Source organism: Qiania dongpingensis, assembly GCF_014337195.1.
GTDB classification, from domain to species: Bacteria; Bacillota; Clostridia; order Lachnospirales; family Lachnospiraceae; genus Lientehia; species Lientehia dongpingensis.
On record NZ_CP060634.1, the window covers coordinates 2,972,319 to 2,994,444 of the forward strand.

At 49.4% G+C, this 22,126-nt stretch carries 18 protein-coding genes and 1 other annotated feature; of the genes, 7 read left to right on the top strand and 11 right to left on the bottom strand.

Annotated features, from left to right (window positions below; genetic code table 11):
* Positions 1 to 9: 9 nt before the first annotated feature.
* From H9Q78_RS13965 to aroF, 7 genes are all read right to left on the bottom strand, one after another.
* Complete coding sequence (locus tag H9Q78_RS13965; RefSeq protein WP_330595193.1) at positions 10 to 1,011, bottom strand: alpha/beta hydrolase; 1,002 nt, start codon at positions 1,009 to 1,011, stop codon at positions 10 to 12.
* Between the two features lie 106 nt (positions 1,012 to 1,117).
* Complete coding sequence (locus tag H9Q78_RS13970; protein ID WP_249302568.1) at positions 1,118 to 2,005, bottom strand: LysR family transcriptional regulator; 888 nt, start codon at positions 2,003 to 2,005, stop codon at positions 1,118 to 1,120.
* A 5-nt stretch (positions 2,006 to 2,010) separates the two neighbouring features.
* Positions 2,011 to 2,208 carry a helix-turn-helix domain-containing protein gene (locus tag H9Q78_RS13975; protein ID WP_330595194.1) on the bottom strand — a complete coding sequence of 66 codons (198 nt, stop codon included), beginning with the start codon at positions 2,206 to 2,208 and terminating at the stop codon, positions 2,011 to 2,013.
* Between the two features lie 390 nt (positions 2,209 to 2,598).
* On the bottom strand, positions 2,599 to 4,059 hold the full coding sequence (locus tag H9Q78_RS13980) for a DEAD/DEAH box helicase (RefSeq protein ID WP_249302573.1): 1,461 nt from the start codon (positions 4,057 to 4,059) through the stop codon (positions 2,599 to 2,601).
* 125 nt (positions 4,060 to 4,184) lie between these two features.
* Positions 4,185 to 5,450 (bottom strand): 3-phosphoshikimate 1-carboxyvinyltransferase, encoded by a 1,266-nt coding sequence (gene aroA, locus H9Q78_RS13985; protein ID WP_249302575.1) that lies wholly within the window; start codon positions 5,448 to 5,450, stop codon positions 4,185 to 4,187.
* A 41-nt stretch (positions 5,451 to 5,491) separates the two neighbouring features.
* Positions 5,492 to 6,589, bottom strand: a complete 1,098-nt coding sequence (locus H9Q78_RS13990; protein WP_249302577.1) for a prephenate dehydrogenase — start codon at positions 6,587 to 6,589, stop codon at positions 5,492 to 5,494.
* Positions 6,586 to 7,602 carry a 3-deoxy-7-phosphoheptulonate synthase gene (gene aroF / locus H9Q78_RS13995; RefSeq protein WP_249302579.1) on the bottom strand — a complete coding sequence of 339 codons (1,017 nt, stop codon included), beginning with the start codon at positions 7,600 to 7,602 and terminating at the stop codon, positions 6,586 to 6,588. The genes H9Q78_RS13990 and aroF overlap by 4 nt, the downstream gene beginning before the upstream one ends.
* A 250-nt stretch (positions 7,603 to 7,852) precedes the next feature.
* Between aroF and H9Q78_RS14000 the strand changes: the two genes are divergently transcribed.
* Positions 7,853 to 9,934: an elongation factor G gene (locus tag H9Q78_RS14000; RefSeq protein ID WP_249302581.1), complete on the top strand. Its 2,082-nt coding sequence runs from the start codon at positions 7,853 to 7,855 to the stop codon at positions 9,932 to 9,934.
* A 46-nt stretch (positions 9,935 to 9,980) separates the two neighbouring features.
* Here the strand turns inward: H9Q78_RS14000 and H9Q78_RS14005 are convergent, their stop codons facing one another.
* Complete coding sequence (locus H9Q78_RS14005; RefSeq protein ID WP_147595582.1) at positions 9,981 to 10,178, bottom strand: hypothetical protein; 198 nt, start codon at positions 10,176 to 10,178, stop codon at positions 9,981 to 9,983.
* Between the two features lie 150 nt (positions 10,179 to 10,328).
* Here H9Q78_RS14005 and H9Q78_RS14010 point away from each other — a divergent pair, with 150 nt between their 5' ends.
* Both H9Q78_RS14010 and H9Q78_RS14015 read left to right on the top strand, forming a co-directional pair.
* Positions 10,329 to 11,930: a spermidine synthase gene (locus H9Q78_RS14010; protein WP_249302582.1), complete on the top strand. Its 1,602-nt coding sequence runs from the start codon at positions 10,329 to 10,331 to the stop codon at positions 11,928 to 11,930.
* Between the two features lie 79 nt (positions 11,931 to 12,009).
* Positions 12,010 to 13,164 carry an aldo/keto reductase gene (locus H9Q78_RS14015; RefSeq protein ID WP_249302583.1) on the top strand — a complete coding sequence of 385 codons (1,155 nt, stop codon included), beginning with the start codon at positions 12,010 to 12,012 and terminating at the stop codon, positions 13,162 to 13,164.
* A 64-nt stretch (positions 13,165 to 13,228) separates the two neighbouring features.
* On the opposite strand, the gene H9Q78_RS14020 is transcribed toward H9Q78_RS14015, so the two are convergent.
* Both H9Q78_RS14020 and H9Q78_RS14025 read right to left on the bottom strand, forming a co-directional pair.
* Positions 13,229 to 14,611, bottom strand: a complete 1,383-nt coding sequence (locus H9Q78_RS14020; protein ID WP_334298668.1) for a TrpB-like pyridoxal phosphate-dependent enzyme — start codon at positions 14,609 to 14,611, stop codon at positions 13,229 to 13,231.
* Between the two features lie 110 nt (positions 14,612 to 14,721).
* Positions 14,722 to 14,971: a binding site (T-box leader), on the bottom strand.
* A 68-nt stretch (positions 14,972 to 15,039) separates the two neighbouring features.
* The gene (locus H9Q78_RS14025) at positions 15,040 to 15,948 is read right to left on the bottom strand and encodes an AraC family transcriptional regulator (RefSeq protein ID WP_249302587.1); all 909 of its coding nucleotides are present in this window, start codon (positions 15,946 to 15,948) and stop codon (positions 15,040 to 15,042) included.
* A gap of 161 nt (positions 15,949 to 16,109) precedes the next feature.
* Here H9Q78_RS14025 and H9Q78_RS14030 point away from each other — a divergent pair, with 161 nt between their 5' ends.
* From H9Q78_RS14030 to H9Q78_RS14605, 4 genes are all read left to right on the top strand, one after another.
* Positions 16,110 to 16,763, top strand: coding sequence for a YczE/YyaS/YitT family protein (locus tag H9Q78_RS14030; RefSeq protein ID WP_249302589.1), 654 nt, complete (start codon positions 16,110 to 16,112; stop codon positions 16,761 to 16,763).
* A gap of 113 nt (positions 16,764 to 16,876) precedes the next feature.
* Positions 16,877 to 17,590: a YggS family pyridoxal phosphate-dependent enzyme gene (locus H9Q78_RS14035; protein WP_249302591.1), complete on the top strand. Its 714-nt coding sequence runs from the start codon at positions 16,877 to 16,879 to the stop codon at positions 17,588 to 17,590.
* A gap of 188 nt (positions 17,591 to 17,778) precedes the next feature.
* On the top strand, positions 17,779 to 19,527 hold the full coding sequence (locus H9Q78_RS14040; protein WP_249302593.1) for a S8 family peptidase: 1,749 nt from the start codon (positions 17,779 to 17,781) through the stop codon (positions 19,525 to 19,527).
* A gap of 139 nt (positions 19,528 to 19,666) precedes the next feature.
* The gene (locus tag H9Q78_RS14605) at positions 19,667 to 19,816 is read left to right on the top strand and encodes an AlbA family DNA-binding domain-containing protein (RefSeq protein WP_283245073.1); all 150 of its coding nucleotides are present in this window, start codon (positions 19,667 to 19,669) and stop codon (positions 19,814 to 19,816) included.
* A 757-nt stretch (positions 19,817 to 20,573) separates the two neighbouring features.
* Here H9Q78_RS14605 and H9Q78_RS14050 read toward each other — a convergent pair.
* Positions 20,574 to 21,926: a sodium-dependent transporter gene (locus H9Q78_RS14050; protein WP_249302595.1), complete on the bottom strand. Its 1,353-nt coding sequence runs from the start codon at positions 21,924 to 21,926 to the stop codon at positions 20,574 to 20,576.
* Positions 21,927 to 22,126 lie beyond the last annotated feature (200 nt).

Consider the following 22,126-nt stretch of genomic DNA (forward strand, 5'->3'; position numbering starts at 1 on the left):
TACACTCTGTCACATTTGCTTTTCCCAAAAGGCAACGGCGTCATCAACCCAGCCCTCGGCCGCTGTTCCGATTCCGATACCAAATCCGTGTGCCAGTCCGGGATATTTATGAAATTCTGTATCAATACCAAGAGAGTCCAAGGCTTCCAACCGCTGCTGCATGATGCGCCAGCTTGCGATACCATCATTTTCTCCTACGCAGGCATAAGTTGGCGGGTCGTTCTCGGTGTAGTCGCTATGACCTGTGTACTGCATGATAACGGCTCCCGGCTGGGGTAAATCATCGCCACCGAAAGCAGCGGGGCCATAGGAACCGAGCCATGCTGCCATTCTTGCACCAGCAGAACCGCCCCAGAGAGAGTAACAATCGGTATCTATCTCCAATTCCTCGGCGTGTTCAAAAATAAAACTGATGGCTCGTGCCAAATCTTCGCAGGCAGTTTGTGCGCCGGGACGATAAATCAAAGCAAATGCGTTATAGCCTTTTTTTGATAATTCCAACGCATGAGGGAAACTGTCCTGCATCGCTCCCACATAAGCAAATCCGCCGCCTGCGTTGCACACAGCAAACTTCTCACCGGGATTGCCTTTGAAAAAGAACAGCCCCGTATCTTCTTTATCCGGGTCAGCCGCCTTTTCTTCCTCCGTATAAATATCATAGAATACGGTTTCTCCGGCGTCGGCATGGCTTTTCAGATAGTTTGCAATTTCCACTGTCTTATCCGGTGAAATGTTGTTGTACCATGTGAGTCTTAATTCTTCCAGTGTGTCTCCGCTGTAATATCCAGTATCAGCCGGAAAAATCAATCTGCCATAATCACCAAAAGAAGAATCGTTGATCACATCTGTTATACGGGTGTTTTTATCAAAGCTGCTCAAATTCATTTGCTCCATTTGTGATTCCGCTGTGTTTTCTGTTTCGGGGCTGACGGAGGAAGTATCTTCAGACGAACAGCCGGCGAAACAGAAAATCACAAGAAATATCATAAAAAGAATGGTTGCTTTCTTCATTTCGATCACCTCCGCTTTTTCTTTACACCTACATTATAAAAAAATCGAGACCTCAACAGAAGTCTCGATTCGTTCATCAGTTTATACCTAAAGGTTGTAACTTCGTTTATTTAATTGTCTGAATAATGGAAAGGAAATCCTGAACAGTTTTTGTCGGCTCCGGCGAATGGAGCAGCCCATACGGAATGGAGTAATCCCATTCTACAGGAATGATTTTAAGCAGCGGATGCACACTCTGCCACGAATCAATCGCCATTAAAATGTCGTTACTGTTTTCGCACTGATTGAAAACGCTGACATTGTAAAAGTCAAAATCTATAATCTTAATCTGCGGATGGTTCACCCACAAATCATCCCGCAGCTTGTCAACATAGTGGCTCCAGCCACGATGAATGAGCATTAAGTTTTCACCATATAAGTCAGTAACTTTGAGCCTATCTTTTTCTGCCAACGGGTGGTTAATGGAAACTGCACAGCAAATCGGATTGCGCATCAATTCAAAACCTTTGCATTTTCTTAAATCCAGCAATGTTTCATCAAAAATTCCTGCAACAATATCAATATTCTGTCCGAGGTTGGCAAGGATTTCTTTTGCATTTTCCGGCGTGTTTTCAAAGGGTACAAGCTGAAATTTCATATTAGGATAATGCTCGTGAATTTTCGGCCATAGTGCCAATAGTACCTGTGCCGGAGTCATAGGGGAGGTGCCGATACGAATAATCTGCTCGTCCTGCTGCATGGCGTTCTTTGCCCGAACAACGGAATCACGGCAATATTGAATAATATATTTTGAATCCCGATACAGAGATTTTCCTGCTTTGGTTAAAGTAAGTCCACGATGTGTGCGGTCAAATAGTGCTACCCCTAAGCCTGCCTCTAAAAGATTTATTTGCTTAATCACAGCCGTAGGCGTGATAAAGGATTGTTCTGCCGCTTTATTGAAACTGCCGGCGTCAGCCACTTTGATAAATGTTTCAAGTTGTGGGTTATACATGAATATCACCGCCTTTCTTGTTGGGTGCTACGCCTTCGTAAATCATTTGGTTTTTTAGAATTCCTGGGTATCATCCACGATCTGCCGAATCGCTCAACACCGTCAATTCTTCCGTCCTCACACAGCTTTTGAATTCGTCGTTCCGAGATTTCCCACTTTTCGGCTGCTTCTTTAACTGATATGTAATCCATTTCGCCCTCCATAACATACGCATATCCGTATAATACAATGCCTATATTATATTTGCATATATGTATTTTGTCAAATTTACAAATTCGGCAAGCAATGCAATCTTACGTAAGATTGCGTATTATTGCAGATTTTCCGTTCCCGGAAAACCTGCAATAATGCTTGTTGGTGACATATCCCCAAACCCCTAAGATCGCCACCTGCGGTGACGGCTGCGCGTTCTGCGAACGCTGAAAAACTCAAAAACAATATCCCTAACATGAAAAAACTCTATGCGAAAGATTTCGTGGTCGCATAGAGTTTTTCATTTTTCCGTTTACCTGGCATAACTCATAGTTTTTGTCATGTTTCCTTATGAGCTACCGCCATTAGGCAGCGTCCTTTTTATATTTGGAATATTTCATTTAGTAATCAAATCTCGGTCCCCGGCGTTTACCGTGCCCGCCGTCTTTTTTTCCTTTGAAGCCCTTGGGGAATTCCTTTTTCCCATAATCCCTGTTGTCATACCGCGGTTTGCGCCTGCGGGATTCCTTTTCTCTTCCAAGCACCAGAGGATAGACATCCTGGACAGAAGAGAGACGCTTGTTCTTTTTCTGAAGCCGTTCGCAGAGAGCAGCGGCAACCGTTTCCGGAGAGTATCCTTCTTCCTTCAGCTGGCTGACAAGAGCGAGGTACTGCTGGTCAATGCCCTTGCCTACCTGTCGGCGGATGATATCGGCCAATTCAGCAGTGCCGGAAGCGGCAATGCTCTCGAGCGTTGGAATCGGTTTTTCCCTGATGGACATCCCGACGTACCGTTCGATTTCCCGCAGCTGCATGAGCTGTTTGCGGTTCGTGACCAGCGTATGGCTGGAACCGGATTTGCCTGCGCGCCCTGTTCGGCCGATACGGTGGATGTAGTATTCATTTTCCTGAGGAATGTCATAATTAAAGACAGCTTCCACATCATCCACATCGATACCCCTCGCCGCTACGTCTGTGGCCACCAGGATACCGCTCCGTCCGGACTTGAATTCTCTCATGACGATATTTCTCTGGCTCTGTTTCAGGTCGCCGTGGAGACCTGCTGCGCGGAAACCGGATTCACAGAGGGATTCGGACAGCTCATCAACCATCTTTTTTGTATTGCAGAACACCAGCGCCCGTTTGGGACGGTAATATTCCAGGAGAAGCTTTAGCGCGTCGTCCTTACGTTCTTTTGGTATGAGATAATAGTTCTGCTCGATACTGGAAACGGTCCGCTGTCCTTTGTCTGCCTTGACAATGATCGTGTCTGTCTGGAAGTCTTCGGTGATCTTCATGATCGCCGGCGGAAGAGTAGCGCTGAAAAGAATAGTCTGATGTTCATTCGGAGCGCTTTCCAGGATGCAGCGGATGTCGTCAATGAAGCCCATATTGAGCATTTCATCGGCTTCATCCAGAACCACGGTCTGAAGATGGTCAAGCTTCAGAGTCTTGCGGCGGAGATGGTCCATCACCCGGCCCGGAGTTCCCACGACAATCCGCGCGGTTTTCAGCATCCGGATCTGGTTGGTCATGGATTCGCCTCCGTATACGGCGGCGACGGAAATATTGGACAAATATTTGGCATATTTGCGAATCTCATCGGTTATCTGGACCGCCAGTTCCCTGGTGGGAGATAAAATCAAAACGCTGGCCTTGTCCGTGTTATCTGCGGTCTTCTGGACAATGGGGATGCCGAATGCGGCAGTTTTGCCTGTGCCGGTGCTGGAACGTCCTGTGACGTCCCGGCCCTCTAATATGGAGGGAATGGCTGCTCCCTGGATATCGGTGGCTTCCGTATATCCCATATCTGAGATTGCCCGCAGGATTTCTTTTCGTAAATTCAGTTCGTTAAAATTCATTTGCTACCTGTTCTTTCTTTATATTTTAATATGACATCTCCTCATTATAACACATGTTGGGAAAAAATGCCGTATAAATTTATTTTTTCTATAAGAAAGCTTGTAACGATGCAAAAGTTTCTTTATTAATTCGATAATTTTTCCAGATCTTCATAAAAAGCCGGATAAGAAATACTCACGCAGTCCTGTCCTTTGATGTCCGGAATCCCATCGCTCATCAGACCTGCGACTGTGAAGCTCATGGCTATCCGGTGATCTTGACGGCTGTCAATGACTGCGCTGTGCAGGGGAAGACCGCCCCGTATGACCATTCCGTCTTCCGTCTCTTCCACATCCGCGCCCATGGCGGAGAGGCCTTCGGCCATGACAGCAATACGGTTGGATTCCTTTACTTTTAATTCGGCAGCGTCCCGTATGACCGTAGTTCCTTCTGCGAAGCAGGCGGCGACGGCGATGATGGGAAGCTCATCGATTAAAGTGGGGATGATTCCACCTTCGATCACTGTACTGTGGAGAGCGCCGGATTTCACCAAAATGTCGGCAGCCGGTTCTCCGGAGCAGACACGCGGATTCAGAAGAGTGATATCAGCCCCCATATTCTGGAATACCCGGAGGATCCCATCTCTGGTAGGATTTATGCCTACATTTTTTAAGAGCAGTTCAGAACCGGGAACCAGGATTCCCGCGGCCAGAAAATAGGCGGCGGATGAGATATCGCCGGGAACCAGTATCTCCTGTGCATAGAGCTCTTCAGGAGGCGTTATGGATGCCGCCTTGTTTTCCGTGGTGATGTGTGCTCCAAAGGCCTGCAGCATAAGCTCCGTGTGGTTCCGGGAAACAAACGGCTCTGTCACCTGTGTGACGCCGTCAGCATAGAGGCCGGCCAGAAGGACGGCGGATTTCACCTGGGCGGAGGCGACAGGAGAATTATAATGAGTACCGTGCAGTTCCTGTCCGTGGATACGGAGAGGGGCGCAGCCATTTCCGCGTATGCTTATGATGTCGGCTCCCATTTGGGAAAGAGGAGCGATGATCCGGGCCATGGGGCGCTTCTGGATGGAAGAGTCGCCGGTCAGCTCTGTGGAAAAGGCCTGTGCGGAAAGGATTCCCGATATCAGACGAACAGTGGTGCCGCTGTTTCCGCAGTCCAGGATTCTTTTCGGGGCCTTGAGCCCGCGGAGGCCGTTTCCGTGGATGAGTACCTCTGTTCCTCTATTTTCGACGGGGATGCCCATTGCCCGGAAGCAGCCGATGGTGGACAGGCAATCGGCGCCCTGGAGAAAATTCTTCACCCGCGTGGTGCCGCGGGCCAGTGCGCCGAGCATGATGCTTCTATGGGAAATAGATTTATCACCGGGTACGGTGATTTCTCCTTTTAATGGTCTTGTCATGTTTTTACCTCAAATCTGGGGATACAGGTCTATGCGGTTCTTTACCTGTGATACACGGTATAGCGGCATTGAGTCAGCAGATCGACCGCTCTTAAAGAAGCGTCTTCCTCATAAAATTCTATTTTAAGGACGCCTTCCTCAAACTCACGGTTGTGTATGATCCCTATGTTCTTGATGCTGATCTGATGGGCTGCCAGAATGGTGGCGATGGTGGCGATTGCTCCTGATTCATCCACGATGTCGCAATACAGAGAGTATTCCTTTTTGATCGGGCCGGAAGAACGGTCCGGTATGGAATTCCTGTATTCTCTGGAGGTGTCAAATAAATCGTATACGGCTTCGTCATCGCCACCGGCTACTGCTGTACGCACCTGCTCTAAGGAAGCGATATAGTCTCCAAGGATGGCCTGGATATTCTCCCGGTTGGTTGCACAGATCTGCTGCCACATGACAGGAGAAGAGGAGGCGATTCTTGTGATGTCCTTGAAGCCTCCGGCGGCCACCAGCTTCATTGTCTGTTCCGGCGTATCTTTATCCTTTACCAGATTAACCAGGCTGGAGGCGATGAGGTGCGGCAGATGACTGATGCCGGCGACGATATAATCGTGCTGCCGGTAATCTAAGATCAGGGGAAGGGCCGACAGCGACAGCGCCAGCCGGCGAAGCTCTTCCACCTTTTCCGGCGGAGAAAAAGGCGTGGGTGTGATCACATAATAGGCGTTTTCCACCAGATGGTCGGTGGAATACTGATAGCCGCTTTTTTCGGAACCGGCCATGGGATGGCCGCCGATGAAATTGGCCTCCAGACCCATTTTCTCAACCGCTTCATGAATATTTGTCTTTACGCTGCCCACATCGGTGAGGATGGCATCTTTCCTGAGATAGGGCCGGATGGCTGTCAGGTATTCTTCGTTATAAGAAACCGGAGTACACAGAAAAATGTAGTCACATCTTGAAAGGTTTTCATCCACGCCGTCCAAAGCTTCGTCGATGGTCCCGTCCCGCAGCGCAGCGTCTAAAGTGGAGCGGTGGCGGGCGTAAGCCATGATATGGTGATTCTGGTCAGCGCGTTTGAAGCCCTTGGCAATGGAGCCGCCGATAAGGCCCAGACCGATGAAGCCTAATGTCAGATTATTCATCGAAACATCCTTCCTGCCAGTTTGGCGTAGGGATCAAGATTGTCGCAGAGCTGCTCGAAATCCTCGAAGGTCAGAGACTGAGGGCCGTCGGAGAGAGCACATTCCGGACAGGGGTGTACTTCTATCATCAGGCCGTCGGCTCCCGCCGCGATGGCAGCCTTTGAAAGAGGAGCTACGTAAGCGCGGACTCCCGTCGCATGGCTGGGATCTACGATGACCGGCAGATGAGTCTTGGCCTTGAGGACGGGCACCGCACTTAAGTCCAGAGTATTCCTGGTGGCTTTTTCAAAGGTACGGATACCGCGTTCACAAAGGACCACATTGGCATTTCCTTCGGCTACTATGTATTCGGCGGCGTTCAGCCATTCGTCGACGGTGGCGGAGAGGCCGCGTTTAAGCATTACCGGAATGCCGGTCTTGCCGACTTCTTTTAACAGTTCAAAATTCTGCATGTTCCTGGCGCCGATCTGTATCATGTCCACATATTTAACGGCGATCTCCAGGGCATGGATACTGGTCACTTCGCAGATGGTCCGCAGATCTGCGGCTTCTCCGGCATCCTTCATATATTGAAGGCCTGTCTCCTCCAGTCCCTGGAAGGAGTAGGGAGAGGTACGGGGCTTGTAAGCGCCTCCCCGCAGCATGGAAGCGCCGGCTTTTTTCACAGCCATGGCCGTTTCCATGACCTGGTCCGCGCTTTCCACGGCACAGGGGCCTGCCATGATGGTCAGAGTTCCCGGGCCAATGGATACGTTTCCAACGGTGATGGTGGAATCTTCGGGATGAAATTTTTTATTTGTCAGCTTATAGCTTTCGGTGACCGGCACGATCCTGTCCACGCCGGGAGCAATTTCTATATTGGAATGGGCCAGCTTAGTCTTGTCGCCCACTACGCCGATGATGGTTACCTGGGAGCCCTGAGAAAGATGAGCGGTCAGTCCTTTGGATTCGATCATTTCCACAATGTGATCCACATTTCCTCGGGTAACGCCGGGTTTCATAATGATGATCATAATGTTATGTCCTTTCTGTATTTCCTCATATCATGGGTATTGTAAAACAGAAAACCGGCTTTGTCAACGCTTTTTCACGTTAAAGCGTAACGGACTAAAGTAATTTATACAATTCAGATATTTTTGTTGCTATTCTCAAAACTTTTTAGTACAATATAACTAAGTCTTGGGATGAAGGATTTATGACATCTTGCCGTCAGATTTTGGAACGGCGTGGGGACAAATACAGAAAAAAGGGAGGAAGTATCTTATGAACGTTTTTGAATCGGAAAGAATTCGCAACGTCGTATTATTGGGGCATGGAGGTGCAGGTAAGACGACTCTGGTGGAAGCGATGGCTCATGTCACCGGAGTTACCACGCGTCAGGGTAAAATAACGGACGGAAATACCATAAGCGATTTCGATAAAGAAGAAACAAAACGTCTGTTTTCGGTTTCCACAACTGTGATTCCCATCATGTGGGAAGGGATTAAGATTAATTTTTTGGACACTCCCGGCTATTTTGATTTCGTGGGAGAAGTGGAAGAGGCTCTAGACGTCGCAGACGCGGCGATTATCGTGATAAATGGAAAATCCGGCGTAGAAGTAGGGACCCAGAAGGCATGGGATTTCTGTGAGAAGCATGATCTGCCCAGGATTATCTTTGTTACCAATATGGATGATGACAACGCCAGCTACCGTCAGATCGTGGAGGATTTGCAGGGACTTTACGGAAAGAAGATCGCTCCGTTCCATCTGCCCATCCGTGAGAATGAACGGTTTGTAGGCTTCGTAAACGTGGTCAAGATGAAGGGCAGGAGATTCCTTAGCCTGAGTGATTATGAGGAATGTGAGATTCCGGATTACTCCATGAAAAACCTGGAGCTTTGCCGGGAAGCACTGATGGAATCCGTGGCGGAGACCAGTGAGGAATACATGGACCGCTATTTTGCGGGTGAAGAGTTTACATATGATGAGATATCCATTGCCCTCAGGACTCATGTGATGGACGGTTCGATCGTCCCGGTACTTATGGGCGCCGGAGTAAACGGACAGGGCACCACGATGCTCCTTCAGGCGGTGGAAAAATATTTTGCCTCGCCGGAAAAACTGGAGCTTTCGGGGACCAACGCGGTTACCGGAGATATCTTCGAAGCGAATTATCAGGATGCAAATCCTCTCAGTGTGAAAGTGTGGAAGACTCTGGTGGACCCTTTTATCGGAAAATATTCTTATGTGAAGGTCTGCTCCGGCGTGCTCCGTCCGGATTCGGCCCTCTATAACGCGAATAAGGAAGCCGAGGAAAAGGTTGCCAAGCTGTACGTGATGCGCGGCAAAGAGGCTATTGAGGTGTCGGCGTTAAGAAGCGGAGACATTGGAGCCATTCCGAAGCTGACCGTGACGAATACAGGAGATACGCTCTCCACAAAGGCGGTTCCGGTGGTATTTGACAGGCCCGCCATCTCCAAGCCTTATACATATATGAGCTATAAAGCGAAGAACAAGGGAGATGAGGATAAGATCGCAGGTGCTCTCGGCAAGCTGATGGAAGAGGATCTGACGCTTAAATCGGTCGTTGATAAAGAAAACAGGCAGAGCCTCCTTTATGGAATCGGCGACCAGCAGCTGGAGGTAGTGGTCAGCAAGCTGTTCAACCGCTATAAAGTGGAGGTTGAGCTGGCCAAGCCGAAGATTGCTTTCCGTGAGACCATCAAAGGAAAAGTCAAGGTGCAGGGCAAGCATAAAAAGCAGTCGGGCGGACATGGGCAGTACGGAGATGTCGTCATTGAGTTCGAGCCCTCCGGCGATCTGGAAAAGCCGTATGTATTTGAGGAAAAGATTGTAGGCGGCGTTGTTCCGAGAAACTATTTCCCCGCGGTGGAAAAGGGTATCCAGGAATCCGTCCTGAAAGGACCGCTGGCCGGATACCCGGTGGTGGGGCTGAAAGCGACTTTGGTATTCGGTTCTTATCACGCGGTGGATTCCTCTGAGATGGCGTTTAAGATGGCGACTATTCTGGCGGTGAAAAAGGCGTTCTCTGAGCCGGACGCGAAGCCGGTCCTCCTGGAGCCCATCGCTTCCCTGAAGGTCAGCGTGCCGGATCGGTTCACCGGTGACATCATGGGCGATCTGAACAAGAGAAGGGGACGCGTGCTGGGGATGAATCCCGACCATGCGGGAAACCAGGTCATCGAAGCGGATATTCCCATGTCAGAGCTGATTGGATACTCCACGGATCTTCGTTCCATGACAGGCGGAATCGGTGATTTTGAATATGAGTTCACCCGTTACGAGCAGGCTCCCAGTGATGTTCAGGCAAAGGAGATCGCGGCGAGGGCGGCGGAAGAATAAGGAAATGAAAAAAGAAAGAATCCCGCAGGCGGGACTCTTTCTTTTTTTACTCTTCTTTTTTCTTTTCTACAACAGGAGAATCCGGTTCTTCTGCAGGAACCACATAGCCGCACTCACAGGCGGTCTCTTCGGTGACCTTTCCCCTGATCGTAAAAACCTCAATAGTCTTTCCGCATTTGGGGCAAATACGTTCTTCCGGCACGGGCGTGCGGAATTTTGCTTCACATCCATCTATTGCAGCCATCTCTATACCTCCTTTTTCTTATATTATAGCCTCCATTGTCAAAAAGAACAAGCGGGATTCTTTGTTTTCTTTCGCCATAAGTGCTTGACGTACTCATTCCAGATGATAGAATACTAGTATTATGAAATGGAAAGATGTGGGAGAACACGGATGGGAACAAAAAAGATACTGAAGAACAAATACTATCTTTATATGACAGAATTTTTTGCCGGCATGTCGGTGATGGCGGTGGAGCTGGGAGCCAGCCGGCTTCTGGCGCCGTATTTCAGCTCTTCTCAGATCGTCTGGACGATCATCATCGGGACGATCATGATCGCCATGGCGCTCGGGAACATCTGGGGCGGAAAAAGCGCGGATAAGAATCCGGATCCGGACAAGCTTTATATGCGCCTGATCATTGCGGCAGTCTGGATAGCCGCCATTCCTCTGGCAGGCAAATATATCATTCTTGGTATTTCAGGGCTCCTTGTATTTGCAGTGAACAGCAATCTGCTGATATGGGCGGCATTTCTGGCCTGTATGGTCATCTTTGTATTTCCGCTTTTTCTTCTGGGGACTGTGACGCCTTCTCTGGTGAAGTATACGGTGGACAGCCTGGATGACAGCGGAAAGACGGTGGGAACCCTCGGCGCTTTTAATACGATCGGCAGCATCATCGGTACCTTTGTCCCTACTTTTGTCACCATACCGGCGGTAGGCACGTCCATTACATTCTTGATATTTTCCGGGATTTTGCTGGTTCTTGGACTGGTTTATTTCATCAGTACGAAAGCGAAACCGGTGAAATGCGGGGTGAGTGTTTTTCTGTTTCTGCTCTGCAGCATCTTTGGTTCTGCGGGGAAATTTGCGTTTTGGGAAAGCGGCCTTTTATATGAAGGGGAATCCATCTATAATTATCTCCAGGTAAAGGAAGATGAGGACAGCGTGATCCTCTCCACGAACGTCCTTTTTGGCGTCCAGTCGATCATGAAGAAGGACGACAGCCTGACAGGCATGTATTATGATTATGCGCTGGCAGCTCCGGTCATGGCGGGAATACCGAAAAAAGAAGCCCCCTCCATCCTGGTCCTGGGCATGGGGACGGGTACTTATGCCAGGCAGTGCCAGAGATATTTTGACGGGGTGTCTGTGGAAGGTGTTGAGATCGACCAGAAAATAACGAATCTGGCGGGGGAGTATTTCAAACTGCCGGAAGCCGTGAAGGTGACCACCTATGACGGCAGAGCGTATCTGAATGCTGTTGATGAGAAATACGATGTGATCATGGTGGACGCCTACCAGGATATCACGATTCCTTTTCAGATGTCTTCTAAAGAATTTTTCACGATGGTCCGGAATCATCTGACCGATGACGGGATCATGGTGGTAAACATGAATATGCATGCGGAAAAAGAAGGGAATATCAACCAATATCTTTCGGATACCATCGCGTCGGTCTTTGACGCCGTCTATACAGTGGATGTGGAAAACTCCACCAACCGGGTGCTGTTTGCATCGGAAAGCCCTGAGGACATGGATTCTTTTGGAGCGCGGGTGAAGGAGATAGAGGATCGGGAACTGAAGACGCTCATGGAAAAGGTGGAGGGCAGCATGGAGCCATATGAAAAAGGAGGGTATCTTCTCACGGATGACCAGGCGCCGGTGGAGCTTTTGGGAATGGAAGTGATTGATGAGCTGATACAAGATGAAGTCGGCTATTACAAACAGGTTTTTAAAGAAGAGGGAATCCAGGGAGTCCTGGAAAGTTTCTGAAAATCGCAGACAGGAAAGTTTTTGTTGACTTTGAGCGCACTCCAAGTGTTAGACTGTATGAAAAAGAGGAGGGTATCATATGGAATATCGGGTTTTGGGAAGAACGGGAATCAAGGTGAGCGCGGTTGGATTGGGCGGAGAAGGCTTTGAAGGGAAAAGCTATGATGAATGCCAGGAGATTGTGGACTGCGCCATGGAGCGGGGCATAAATTTTATCGATATCTATAATTCCAATCCGGATGTCAGGAGCAACGTAGGAAAAGCGCTCAGCCGGTATAAGAGAGAAAGTTTTGTGGTGGAAGGGCATCTGTGCTCCATGTGGGAGAACGGACAGTACCGCCGTACCAGAAAACTGGAGGAGGTGGTGTCCGCTTATGAGGATTTCCTCGAGAGGATGAGGCTGGATTATGTGGATATCGGAATGCTCCATTACATAGATGATGACCGGGATTTTGACCGGGTTTTCGGGGGAGAGGTCCTGGAATACGTGAAGGAACTTAAGAAAAAAGGGATAATCCGCGTTCTGGGGATGTCCACCCATAATCCGGATATGGCGCTTCGGGCTGTAAAATCGGGGATTATCGATGTGATCTTGTTCAGCGTCAATGCTGCCTACGACATGCTGCCTGCCAGCGAAGAAATAGATTTTTTATTCGAGGAAAGTACATATAAAGACCGGGTTTATCAGGGAATCGACCCGAAGAGGGCCAAGTTGTATCAGACTTGTCAGAATGAAGGGGTGGCGCTTACCGTCATGAAGGGATATGCCGCCGGAGTATTGCTGAGTGGAGAGGAATGTCCATTTGGAAAGGCTTTGACTCCGGTCCAGTGTCTGCATTACTGTCTGACGAGACCGGCTGTGGCTTCTGTTATGGTGGGGGCGTTTGACAGAGAGCAGGTCCTGGCGGCTGCCGCGTATGGCGAGGCCAGTCAGGAAGAAAAGGATTACAGCGAGATACTTTCCGGAGCGCCGAGGAGCTCATTCCATGGACACTGTATGTACTGCGGCCATTGTGCACCCTGCACCGTAAAGATTGACATAGCGTCTGTGAATAAATATCTGGATTTATCTCTGATACAGGAAAAGGTACCGGATACTCTCATGGACCACTATGGCCTTTTGGAGCATCATGCGGGAGAATGTGTGGAGTGCGGGAAATGTATGAAGAATTGTCCCTTTGGGGTGGACATCATCGGTAAGATGAGACAGGCCGCCGGTTTATTCGGGAAATGATTTGGTAAGTTTATAAAATAACGGGATGGAATTCTTTCGCCACAAGAATTCCATCCCGTTTCTATTACTGGATCCCGGGAATCTTGGGAAGCTCCCCGAATGCTTTTTCCAGCTCTTCATCAGTGGGTACCGTATCGGTCATGGTGCCGTTCAGGTAAGAGCTGTAGGCGTTCATATCGAAATAACCGGTTCCGGTCAATCCGAAAAGGATAGTTTTGGCTTCTCCTGTTTCTTTGCATTTCAGTGCTTCATCAATAGCGGCGCGGATAGCATGGGAAGATTCCGGAGCCGGCAGGATGGTTTCCTGCTTTGCAAAAAGGGTGGCTGCTTCGAATACCTTTGTCTGCTCCACGGAAACGGCTTCCATGTAACCGTCATGGTACAGCTTAGAAAGGATTGGAGACATCCCATGATATCTCAGGCCGCCCGCATGATTGGCAGAAGGAATAAATCCGCAGCCTAGGGTATACATTCTGGCCAGCGGCGTCACACGGCCGGTATCACAGAAATCGTAGGCGTAACGGCCTCTTGTGAGAGACGGGCAGGACGCGGGCTCTACCGCTATGATCCTGGGGCTTGCCTTTCCCGTCAGCTTATCCTGCATGAAAGGGGCGATCAGGCCGCCCAAATTGGAGCCGCCTCCCGCGCATCCGATGACAATATCCGGATATTCGTCCAGCATCTCCATGGCTGTTTTGGATTCAAGGCCGATGATGGATTGATGCAGCAGGACCTGATTCAGGACAGAACCGAGGACATAACGGCAGCCTTCCGTGGTGACCGCTTTTTCCACGGCCTCTGAAATGGCACAGCCCAGGCTTCCGGTGGTGTTGGGGTCCTTTTCCAGGATCTTTCGGCCGGCATTGGTCGTGCTGCTGGGGCTGGCGACGATATGGCCGTCAAAGGTCTCGATGATCGCTTTTCGGAAGGGCTTCTGCTCATAAGAACATTTTACCATATATACCGTCAGAGGCAGATTATAATAGGAGCAGGCTTCCGCCAGGGCAGTGCCCCACTGGCCGGCTCCTGTCTCTGTCGTCAGGCTGGTAAGTCCCTGTTCCTTAGCGTAGTACGCCTGCGCGATGGCGGAGTTGAGCTTATGGCTGCCTGACGTATTGTTCCCCTCGAATTTATAATAGATCTTGGCGGGTGTCCCAAGCGCTTTTTCCAGATTAAAAGCCCGGATCAGCGGAGAGGGGCGGTACATTTTATAGAAATCCTGGATTTCCTCCGGGATATCGATGTAACGGGTCGTACCGTCCATTTCCTGGTGCGCCAGCTGCTTGCAGAAGATGGGATACAGATCCTCTTCAGAAACAGGCTGGAAGGTCGCCGGATTTAACATCGGGTCGGGAAGCTCCTTCATATCGGCACGGAGATTATACCATTGCTTCGGCATCTGCTCCTCGGTCAAATAAAGTCTGTGCGGAATTTTTTTCATTTTCATATCCTCCTTTTTTGATACAGATAATCGGCTGCGGCAGTGCAATCCCCGCGGAGCAAGTTTATTTTATGGAACAAGCTTTCTATAAAATAAAAAGCTTCTGTCACAGTTTTCACTGGGACAGAAGCCATAAGGTCTTCTGCGGTACCACCCGGATTGATGATCGTTCATCCACTCATTCCATATGCTGCCACATATGCTTCCTTGATAACGGGTGAAGTTCCCGTCAGGTATTACTAGGCATGCGCCGTTCTCCCTGCCCTCATGAGCCCATTCAATATCCGGTTCCCTGCTTCCTTCCACCTGCCGGAAGCTCTCTGTGAGGGATATGAGATATCTACTCTTCTCATTCACTGGTTTTACTATCACTAACAATATACTCCAAAAGAGAGGAATGTGTCAACTGTTTTTTGTATAAATGAGATATCCTGTCAGATACGGGAAAGGGACAGGGCCGCCTGTTTCCGGTATTGGGAAGGAGTCATACCGGTCATTCGCCGGAAGGTCTCGGTAAAGTAGCTGCTGCTTTGAAAGCCCGTCTGCCCGGCTATCTCTGTTATGGACAAGGTTCCTTCCGCCAGAAGTGGAAGACTTTTATTGATGCGGCAGGTAATGACATATTCCATTGGGCTTTGGCGGAGGATACGCTTAAAGAGCCGGCAGCATTCGCTTTGGCTCAGGGAACAGGAGCCGGCGATATCATCCAGCGTAATGATGGAATGACAGGAATTTTGAACAAATGTTATGGCCTGCTTCATCCGGGCAATATCCTTGGCCGACTGGGGAGTCTGCAGCGCAGGCTCCATGGTATTTTCGTAAAGAAGCTGCCAGATCCGGGTCAGCCGTTCCAGGATCTTAAGCTCCAAACAAGAGGCCTTTTCCTGTTCCAGGTTTCCGATCTCTTCGATGGCAGTGAGAAATTCTTTTTGCCAGCCGACGTTTTTGGAAAGCAATATAGAGGATAAGTTCACGCTGGAAAGGACTGGAGTGACAAGGTTTTCATAGATGCAGCTTCCCGGCTGCCCCAGCAGGGAAGGATCAAATCGGATGGCTTCATAGATGCAATCCTGTTCTCCGTCGGGCAGGTAGCCGTGCAGCACATTGGTATTGATAAAGATGCCGGTTCCCTTTTCCAGCCGGCAGGAAACGCCGTTTATCTGACAAATGACAGAGCCCTGCAGCACGGCAGCCATTTCCAGCTCCGGATGCCAGTGGTGGAGAACGGTCCGTTTGATGAAATCCGACAGCATGTCGTGTTCCACGCAGACAGGAAAGCTGCCGCTTAAGGTGCGGTTGAGTTCCCTTTGGTTTTTATCGGTAAAAATAATTTTTTTATTCATCTATTATTTCAGTTCCTTTCCCAATCGCAGCGCCGATGTATAAGGCAGGATTGTTATAAAAAATGCGATTATATTTATAGAGGAAGCTTTATAACGCAATTATAATGAAACTGTAGAAAAAATCAAGGATTCTTTTGAAACCTGTATGCGGGAGGGATTTTATGAACAAGGGACGAAGGCTTGCCATGGCATTGGCGGGAGTAGCCTTAAGCGGTATTGGATGCGGTTTTATTAAGACGGCTATGTTCGGAACAGACCCCTATACCGGTTTTATCACGGGACTTAGTCAACTGTCAGGGGCAGGTTATGGGAATATCTATGCCATTGTGAATTTCGCTGTATTTATTGCCGTTTGGTTCCTAGACCAGCATTATATCGGCATAGCGACACTGATCAACATGGTGGGAGCCGGCTATGTGGTGCAGTTTACTTCTGGATTGTTCTCTGAGGGGATGGAGCGCGCGGTCTCCGGCCTGGCGCTGTCAGGAATGGGAACGGGACTTTTGCAGGCCGTTTTTTTTCTGGCGGGACTTTTTATCCTGAGTATAGGGACAGCGCTTTATTTCACTGCGGATCTGGGAGTGTCCACTTATGATGCGGCCGCTCTTATCCTTAGGGACCGCAGTAAAGCTTCTTTAAAAGCCTGCCGGATGGGGACCGATCTTTTCTGTGTCGTTCTCGCGCTGGTTCTGGGGGCATCCATTGGCGTGGGAACCGTGGTAACGGCTATCTGTCTGGGCCCCTTTATTGAGTTTTTCAATGGGCATGTGGCGGTTCCGCTTCTTCGCGGAAAACGTCCTGCTTCCGCCGGTTAGCCGTAAGAGAAACACCCTGCAATCTTGCAAAACGTGATTGGATGTGCTAAGATGAGGACAGCCTGAATGTGCGGGAATCACGCACAGGCGGAGAGGAAGTCGGGGTGAAATAAATGTTGAAGGATAATCTGGAAGCTGTGGAAAAACGTGTCCTGGCAGCATGTGAAAGAGCCGGAAGGAGCCGGGAGTCGGTGAGGCTCATTGCCGTCAGCAAGACAAAGCCGGTGGAGATGCTTGAGGAGATCATGAACTGCGGCGTTAAAGATTTTGGTGAGAACAAGGTGCAGGAAATGTGCAGCAAGACGGAGGAGATCACGGAGCCGCTCCGCTGGCATCTCATCGGTCATCTGCAGCGAAATAAAGTGAAATATATTGTAGATAAGGCGTATATGATTCATTCGGTGGATTCTGTCCGCCTGGCCAGGGAGATTCAGAAAGAGGCAGAAAAGCACAGGGTCGTCTGCCAGGTGCTCATCGAAGTCAATATCGGAGGAGAGGAAACTAAGGACGGCGTGCCAAAGGAAGAAGCGGCGGCTCTCATCCGAGAAATTGCAGCGTTTCCCAATGTCCGGGTAAAAGGCCTGATGACTATTGCGCCTCCTGTGGAGGATCCGGAAGAGGCAAGAGGGTACTTCAAAGAGATGAGAGCTTTGTTCGAGACGATAAAGGCAGAAAAAATACCGGGTGTGGAAATGGAAGAGCTTTCCATGGGAATGACCGGTGATTTTGAAGTAGCCATAGAAGAGGGAGCCACCATGATACGCGTGGGGACCGCGATTTTTGGAGCCAGACAATACGGGGCGCCGGAATCGGCCGATACACCTTGAGAAATCTTGCATGCCTTTTAATAGGCAGCCGCTGATCTGAAATGGAATTCAGACAGAGGCCGCCTATTTTGTATTAGATTCTTCTTTTCAATCAATATTATATTTTCCGGCCGGCACAGAAGCAAGAAAAAGGTCTTTCACTCATAGAATAAAAAGGATAAAGGGAACGACAGGATGGTGGAAATCGTATGCCGGATCAAAAACTGGAAAATCTTCTGAACCTGGCTTTAGCAGTGCCGGAGGAGGAGCGGAAAAAGTCTCTGGATCTGAATGTGGGATATGAAAAAGCAACCAATACCTGGGATATCATCGTGAAATACAGCGGAGATATCAGGCGGCTGGTGGGAGACGATGTCCGAGTGGTGCAGCTCCTCAATAATTATGCGATCGTGACATTGCCGGAGTCTCTGGTAGAAGCGATTTCGCAGGAGCCGGAGATTGAATACATAGAGAAACCGAAAGGGCTTTTTTTGGCCACGGATGTTGGAAGGAGCGTTTCCTGTATCAATCAGGTGCAAATTGGAAGCGGTGCTCTCTTCGGATCAGGGGTCGTGATCGCGGTTATCGATTCCGGCGTCGATTATTGGCTTGAGGATTTTCGAGATTCGGAGGGGAACAGTCGAATCCTTTTCTTGTGGGATCAGACCATAGATGGGAATCCGCCGGAGGGGTACTATATTGGGACAGAATATACCAGAGAACAGATAAACGAGGCGTTGAGGGAAGACGACCGTTCTCTGGTGCCGTCACAGGACTTTCAGAATCATGGTACGCCGGTCGCAGGCATTGCGGCCGGAAACGGAGGCGTGGGAGGCAGCCAGTACCGGGGAGTGGCGCCGGAAAGCCAGCTTCTGGTTGTAAAGCTTGGCAATGCGGGAGGCGGATTCCCGCGGACTACAGAGCTTATGCAGGCGGTAGACTATGTGGTACGGAAGATGCTGGAATACCGTTTTCCTCTTGCGGTAAATCTGAGCTTTGGCAATACCTATGGTTCTCATGACGGTACTTCTCTTCTAGAGCGTTTTTTGAATGACGTTTCGGATTTGGGAAAGATGGTCATCTGTGTGGGAAGCGGAAACGAGGGCGGCTCAGGGGGCCATACCTCCGGGGTCCTGGTCAACCTTCCGGAGGGGGCAGACAGAGAAGCGGGCAGTACCTTCGTCCGGCTGATAGTCGGACAGTATGAGACAGGGCTCAATATCCAGCTTTGGAAATCTTACGTGGACCAGTTTTCCATCATGATGACGACTCCCAGAGGCAGACGTTTGGGGCCGTTCAGACTGGAACAGCCCATAGGCAGGTATCAAACGCCGGAAGCGACTATTTATGTCTATTATGGGGAACCGATTCCTTATAGCAGCGCCCAGGAGATTTTCATAGATTTTATCCCCACAGATACTTATCTTGAGAGCGGAATCTACTATATTCAGCTGATTCCACAGAAGATTGTGGAGGGCAGGTTTGATATGTGGCTGCCCAGCGAAGGGGTGCTCAACCGGGCGACCAGATTCAGCAATCCGACACCTGATATCACGCTTACCATACCCAGTACGGCCGCGGATGTCATCACAGTCGGAGCCTACGACAGCCGGTATCTGACTTATGCGGATTTTTCCGGGAGAGGATATACGCGAGTGACCAACCAGGTAAAGCCGGATCTTGTTGCTCCTGGAGTGGGAATAGAAACGATTCAGGCAGGAGGAGGCTACGGGCCGATGACCGGCACATCATTTGCCGCCCCGTTTGTGACGGGAGCGGCGGCACTCATGATGGAGTGGGGGATCATAAAAGGAAATGATCCTTACCTCTACGGGGAGAAGCTAAAAGCGTATTTAAGACGTGGGGCGCGTCCGCTGCCCGGGTTTACCACATATCCCAACCCGCAGGTGGGATACGGGGCGCTTTGCCTCAACGACAGTTTACCCGACCGCCGCTGACGAAGATACCAAAACGGGGCAGATCATGTTATGATAGAGACAAAAGAAACCCGGTACAGGAACGTAGAGATGGAGAGGGGATATGACAGAGGATATTATTGATTTGACACGGCTTTAGACTTATCGGGAAAAAAACCGGATCGAAGCGAAAAAAGCGCTTGGCGGTCTGCCCCGCAGCCTTTGGGAGACGTATTCTGCGTTTGCCAATACATTAGGCGGTATTATCCTTCTGGGAGTTGAGGAGCGGGAAGACCATTCTTTTTTGGTGCATACCTTTCAATACTTTTAAAACAAATTTATCTTATGACACAGATGAGACAGGAGGAAATCCGATTCCATCCAGGCGGCTCGCTGGCAGCCGTAACCAGAATTTTTACGGCCTCCAGTCGGTCCTTTCCAACTGCCATGGATAAACCTTAATTTTTCCATGGCAGATTCCAATAAAAACCTGCATGAAATTCGGTTTTTACCTCCCTGCGGCCGGGAAAATCCTGCTAACGCCTTTGCGGCGCTCGCCTTACGATGGAATCGGATCATTCCTCCCGCTCCTCTTGCCGCACCGAAGTAGGCGCTCGTTTGTTATAAAAGCCATTGGGGCGGCCCACCGCGGCCCGCTGCCGTAAGGCGCGCGGGCTGCGTGGATATCCAATCCTTTTCTGGAATCAGGGACATGGCGCCTATCTTTAACGGTGCGGCAGAAAAAAACCGGCAGAAAGATTCCGGGCCGGCCTAAAGGTGAGCGCCGCAGGGCAGCGGCCGGTGTTCCCCAGGCGGAGGGAGGAAGAAACGAAAAATTCCGATTCTGTTTCTGAGCGAACCGGAGACAGGAAATCATAAAGATTTCCTGCCGACATGTGAGCGGTACTCCCGGAGCGGGGATAAAGCGGCCTCTGAATCGCCAGCGAACCGAAATCGTGACGGTCCGGAACTTCTGCCGGTGTTAAACTTAAGCTTAATCAGAACTAATTAAAAATAATTCCAAAAAGTATTTTGTATCAAAGTATAAAAACAGCCTCTTATCGCAAGAGGCTGTTTTGTCCTGAAAATCAGATATTGATGATATGAAGAGAATTTAAGATTGAACTGATCAGGATAGCGATGATACATATGGGAGCGACATACTTTATCACGATCACAAATAATTTTTTTCCTTTAAAGGGGCCGCTTTCTTCTGCCTCATCTATGATAACCTTAGGTTTGATGACGTAGCCCACTAAAATGCAGGTGATAAAGGCTACGATGGGCATCAGGACACTGTTGCTCACAAAGTCAAAGAAGTCCAGAAATGCCATGCCGATGATCTGAATCTGAGACAGCACGCCATAGCCTAAAGCGGAAAGAGTTCCCAGGGCTAAAAGGATGACGGCAGTAATGATACAGCCGGATATCCGTTTCATGCCGGTCTTGTCGCAGATGATAGAGACCACTGTCTCCGTCAAGGAAATGGAAGAGGTCAAAGCGGCGAAGAATACCAGCAGGAAGAACAGCGTGCCGATGATATTGGTGATGGTAATGCTGCCAAATACTTTAGGCAGAGTCATAAACATAAGGCCGGGGCCCGCATTGATGTCTGCGCCTCCGGTGAAAGAAAATACGGCGGGGATGATCATGAGGCCAGCCAGGAACGCGATACCGGTGTCAAAAATCTCAATCTGATGTACGGCAGAGGAGAGACTGGTATCCTTTTTCATATAAGAGCCGTATGTGATCATGATGCCCATGGCCAGTGACATGGAATAAAAGAGCTGTCCCATGGCGGCCAGTACCGTCGTGATGGAGAACTTGCTGAAATCGGGTTTCAGATAATAGATTACTCCATCCATGGCCCCAGGCAGGGTCAGACAATATATGGCGATTCCCAGTGAAAGAAGCACCAGCAGCGGCATCATAAATTTGCTGACCTTTTCAATTCCTTTTTCCACTCCGGTCATGACGATGACGACGGTGATCACCACGAAAATGATGAACCAGACCATCGGTGACGAAGATGAGATGAATTTTGTGAAAAAGTTTCCGTCGGATACGGCCGCTCCGTTTCCGGTCACGTATACCGAGAGATATTTTAATACCCATCCGCCGATAACGCAGTAGTAGGGCGTGATGATGATCGGCACGACCGAGCAGAGGGGACCGAGAAAACGAAAACGTTTATCGAGAACTCCGTAGGCCTTTATGGCACTCTGCCTTGTTTTACGTCCGATGGCGATTTCCGCTACCATGAGAGCAAATCCGAACGTTACGGCTAAGATCAAATAACATAAAAGGAAAATCCCTCCGCCGTATTTAGCGGCTAAATAGGGGAAACGCCAGATATTTCCCAGGCCGACCGCAGATCCCGCGGCAGCGAGGACAAACCCCAGCTTCCCGGAAAAACTGCTTCGTTTTGGTGTCTGTTCCATGTTTTTACCTCCCACAAAAAATGACAATGTTCTATTAAGTCTACAATAAATTCTCAAATTGGACAAGAGAAAAGTGAAATTTCTATAAAATATCAAAAAAAGGCGATGGGATTTACTTTTCTATCATCAGCAGACATGGTATAATATACAAGAAGAAGTATACCTTGACGCACGAAGGGCGCCTGCCCAGAGGGCATGTA

Bases quoted from the DNA above. Each gene is read 5' to 3' on its own strand.
- H9Q78_RS13965 (WP_330595193.1), bottom strand. From the start codon at position 1,011: ATGAAGAAAGCAACCATTCTTTTTATGATATTTCTTGTGATTTTCTGT.
- H9Q78_RS13970 (WP_249302568.1), bottom strand. From the start codon at position 2,005: ATGTATAACCCACAACTTGAAACATTTATCAAAGTGGCTGACGCCGGC.
- H9Q78_RS13975 (WP_330595194.1), bottom strand. From the start codon at position 2,208: ATGGAGGGCGAAATGGATTACATATCAGTTAAAGAAGCAGCCGAAAAG.
- H9Q78_RS13980 (WP_249302573.1), bottom strand. From the start codon at position 4,059: ATGAATTTTAACGAACTGAATTTACGAAAAGAAATCCTGCGGGCAATC.
- aroA (WP_249302575.1), bottom strand. From the start codon at position 5,450: ATGACAAGACCATTAAAAGGAGAAATCACCGTACCCGGTGATAAATCT.
- H9Q78_RS13990 (WP_249302577.1), bottom strand. From the start codon at position 6,589: ATGAATAATCTGACATTAGGCTTCATCGGTCTGGGCCTTATCGGCGGC.
- aroF (WP_249302579.1), bottom strand. From the start codon at position 7,602: ATGATCATCATTATGAAACCCGGCGTTACCCGAGGAAATGTGGATCAC.
- H9Q78_RS14000 (WP_249302581.1), top strand. From the start codon at position 7,853: ATGAACGTTTTTGAATCGGAAAGAATTCGCAACGTCGTATTATTGGGG.
- H9Q78_RS14005 (WP_147595582.1), bottom strand. From the start codon at position 10,178: ATGGCTGCAATAGATGGATGTGAAGCAAAATTCCGCACGCCCGTGCCG.
- H9Q78_RS14010 (WP_249302582.1), top strand. From the start codon at position 10,329: ATGGGAACAAAAAAGATACTGAAGAACAAATACTATCTTTATATGACA.
- H9Q78_RS14015 (WP_249302583.1), top strand. From the start codon at position 12,010: ATGGAATATCGGGTTTTGGGAAGAACGGGAATCAAGGTGAGCGCGGTT.
- H9Q78_RS14020 (WP_334298668.1), bottom strand. From the start codon at position 14,611: ATGAAAATGAAAAAAATTCCGCACAGACTTTATTTGACCGAGGAGCAG.
- H9Q78_RS14025 (WP_249302587.1), bottom strand. From the start codon at position 15,948: ATGAATAAAAAAATTATTTTTACCGATAAAAACCAAAGGGAACTCAAC.
- H9Q78_RS14030 (WP_249302589.1), top strand. From the start codon at position 16,110: ATGAACAAGGGACGAAGGCTTGCCATGGCATTGGCGGGAGTAGCCTTA.
- H9Q78_RS14035 (WP_249302591.1), top strand. From the start codon at position 16,877: ATGTTGAAGGATAATCTGGAAGCTGTGGAAAAACGTGTCCTGGCAGCA.
- H9Q78_RS14040 (WP_249302593.1), top strand. From the start codon at position 17,779: ATGCCGGATCAAAAACTGGAAAATCTTCTGAACCTGGCTTTAGCAGTG.
- H9Q78_RS14050 (WP_249302595.1), bottom strand. From the start codon at position 21,926: ATGGAACAGACACCAAAACGAAGCAGTTTTTCCGGGAAGCTGGGGTTT.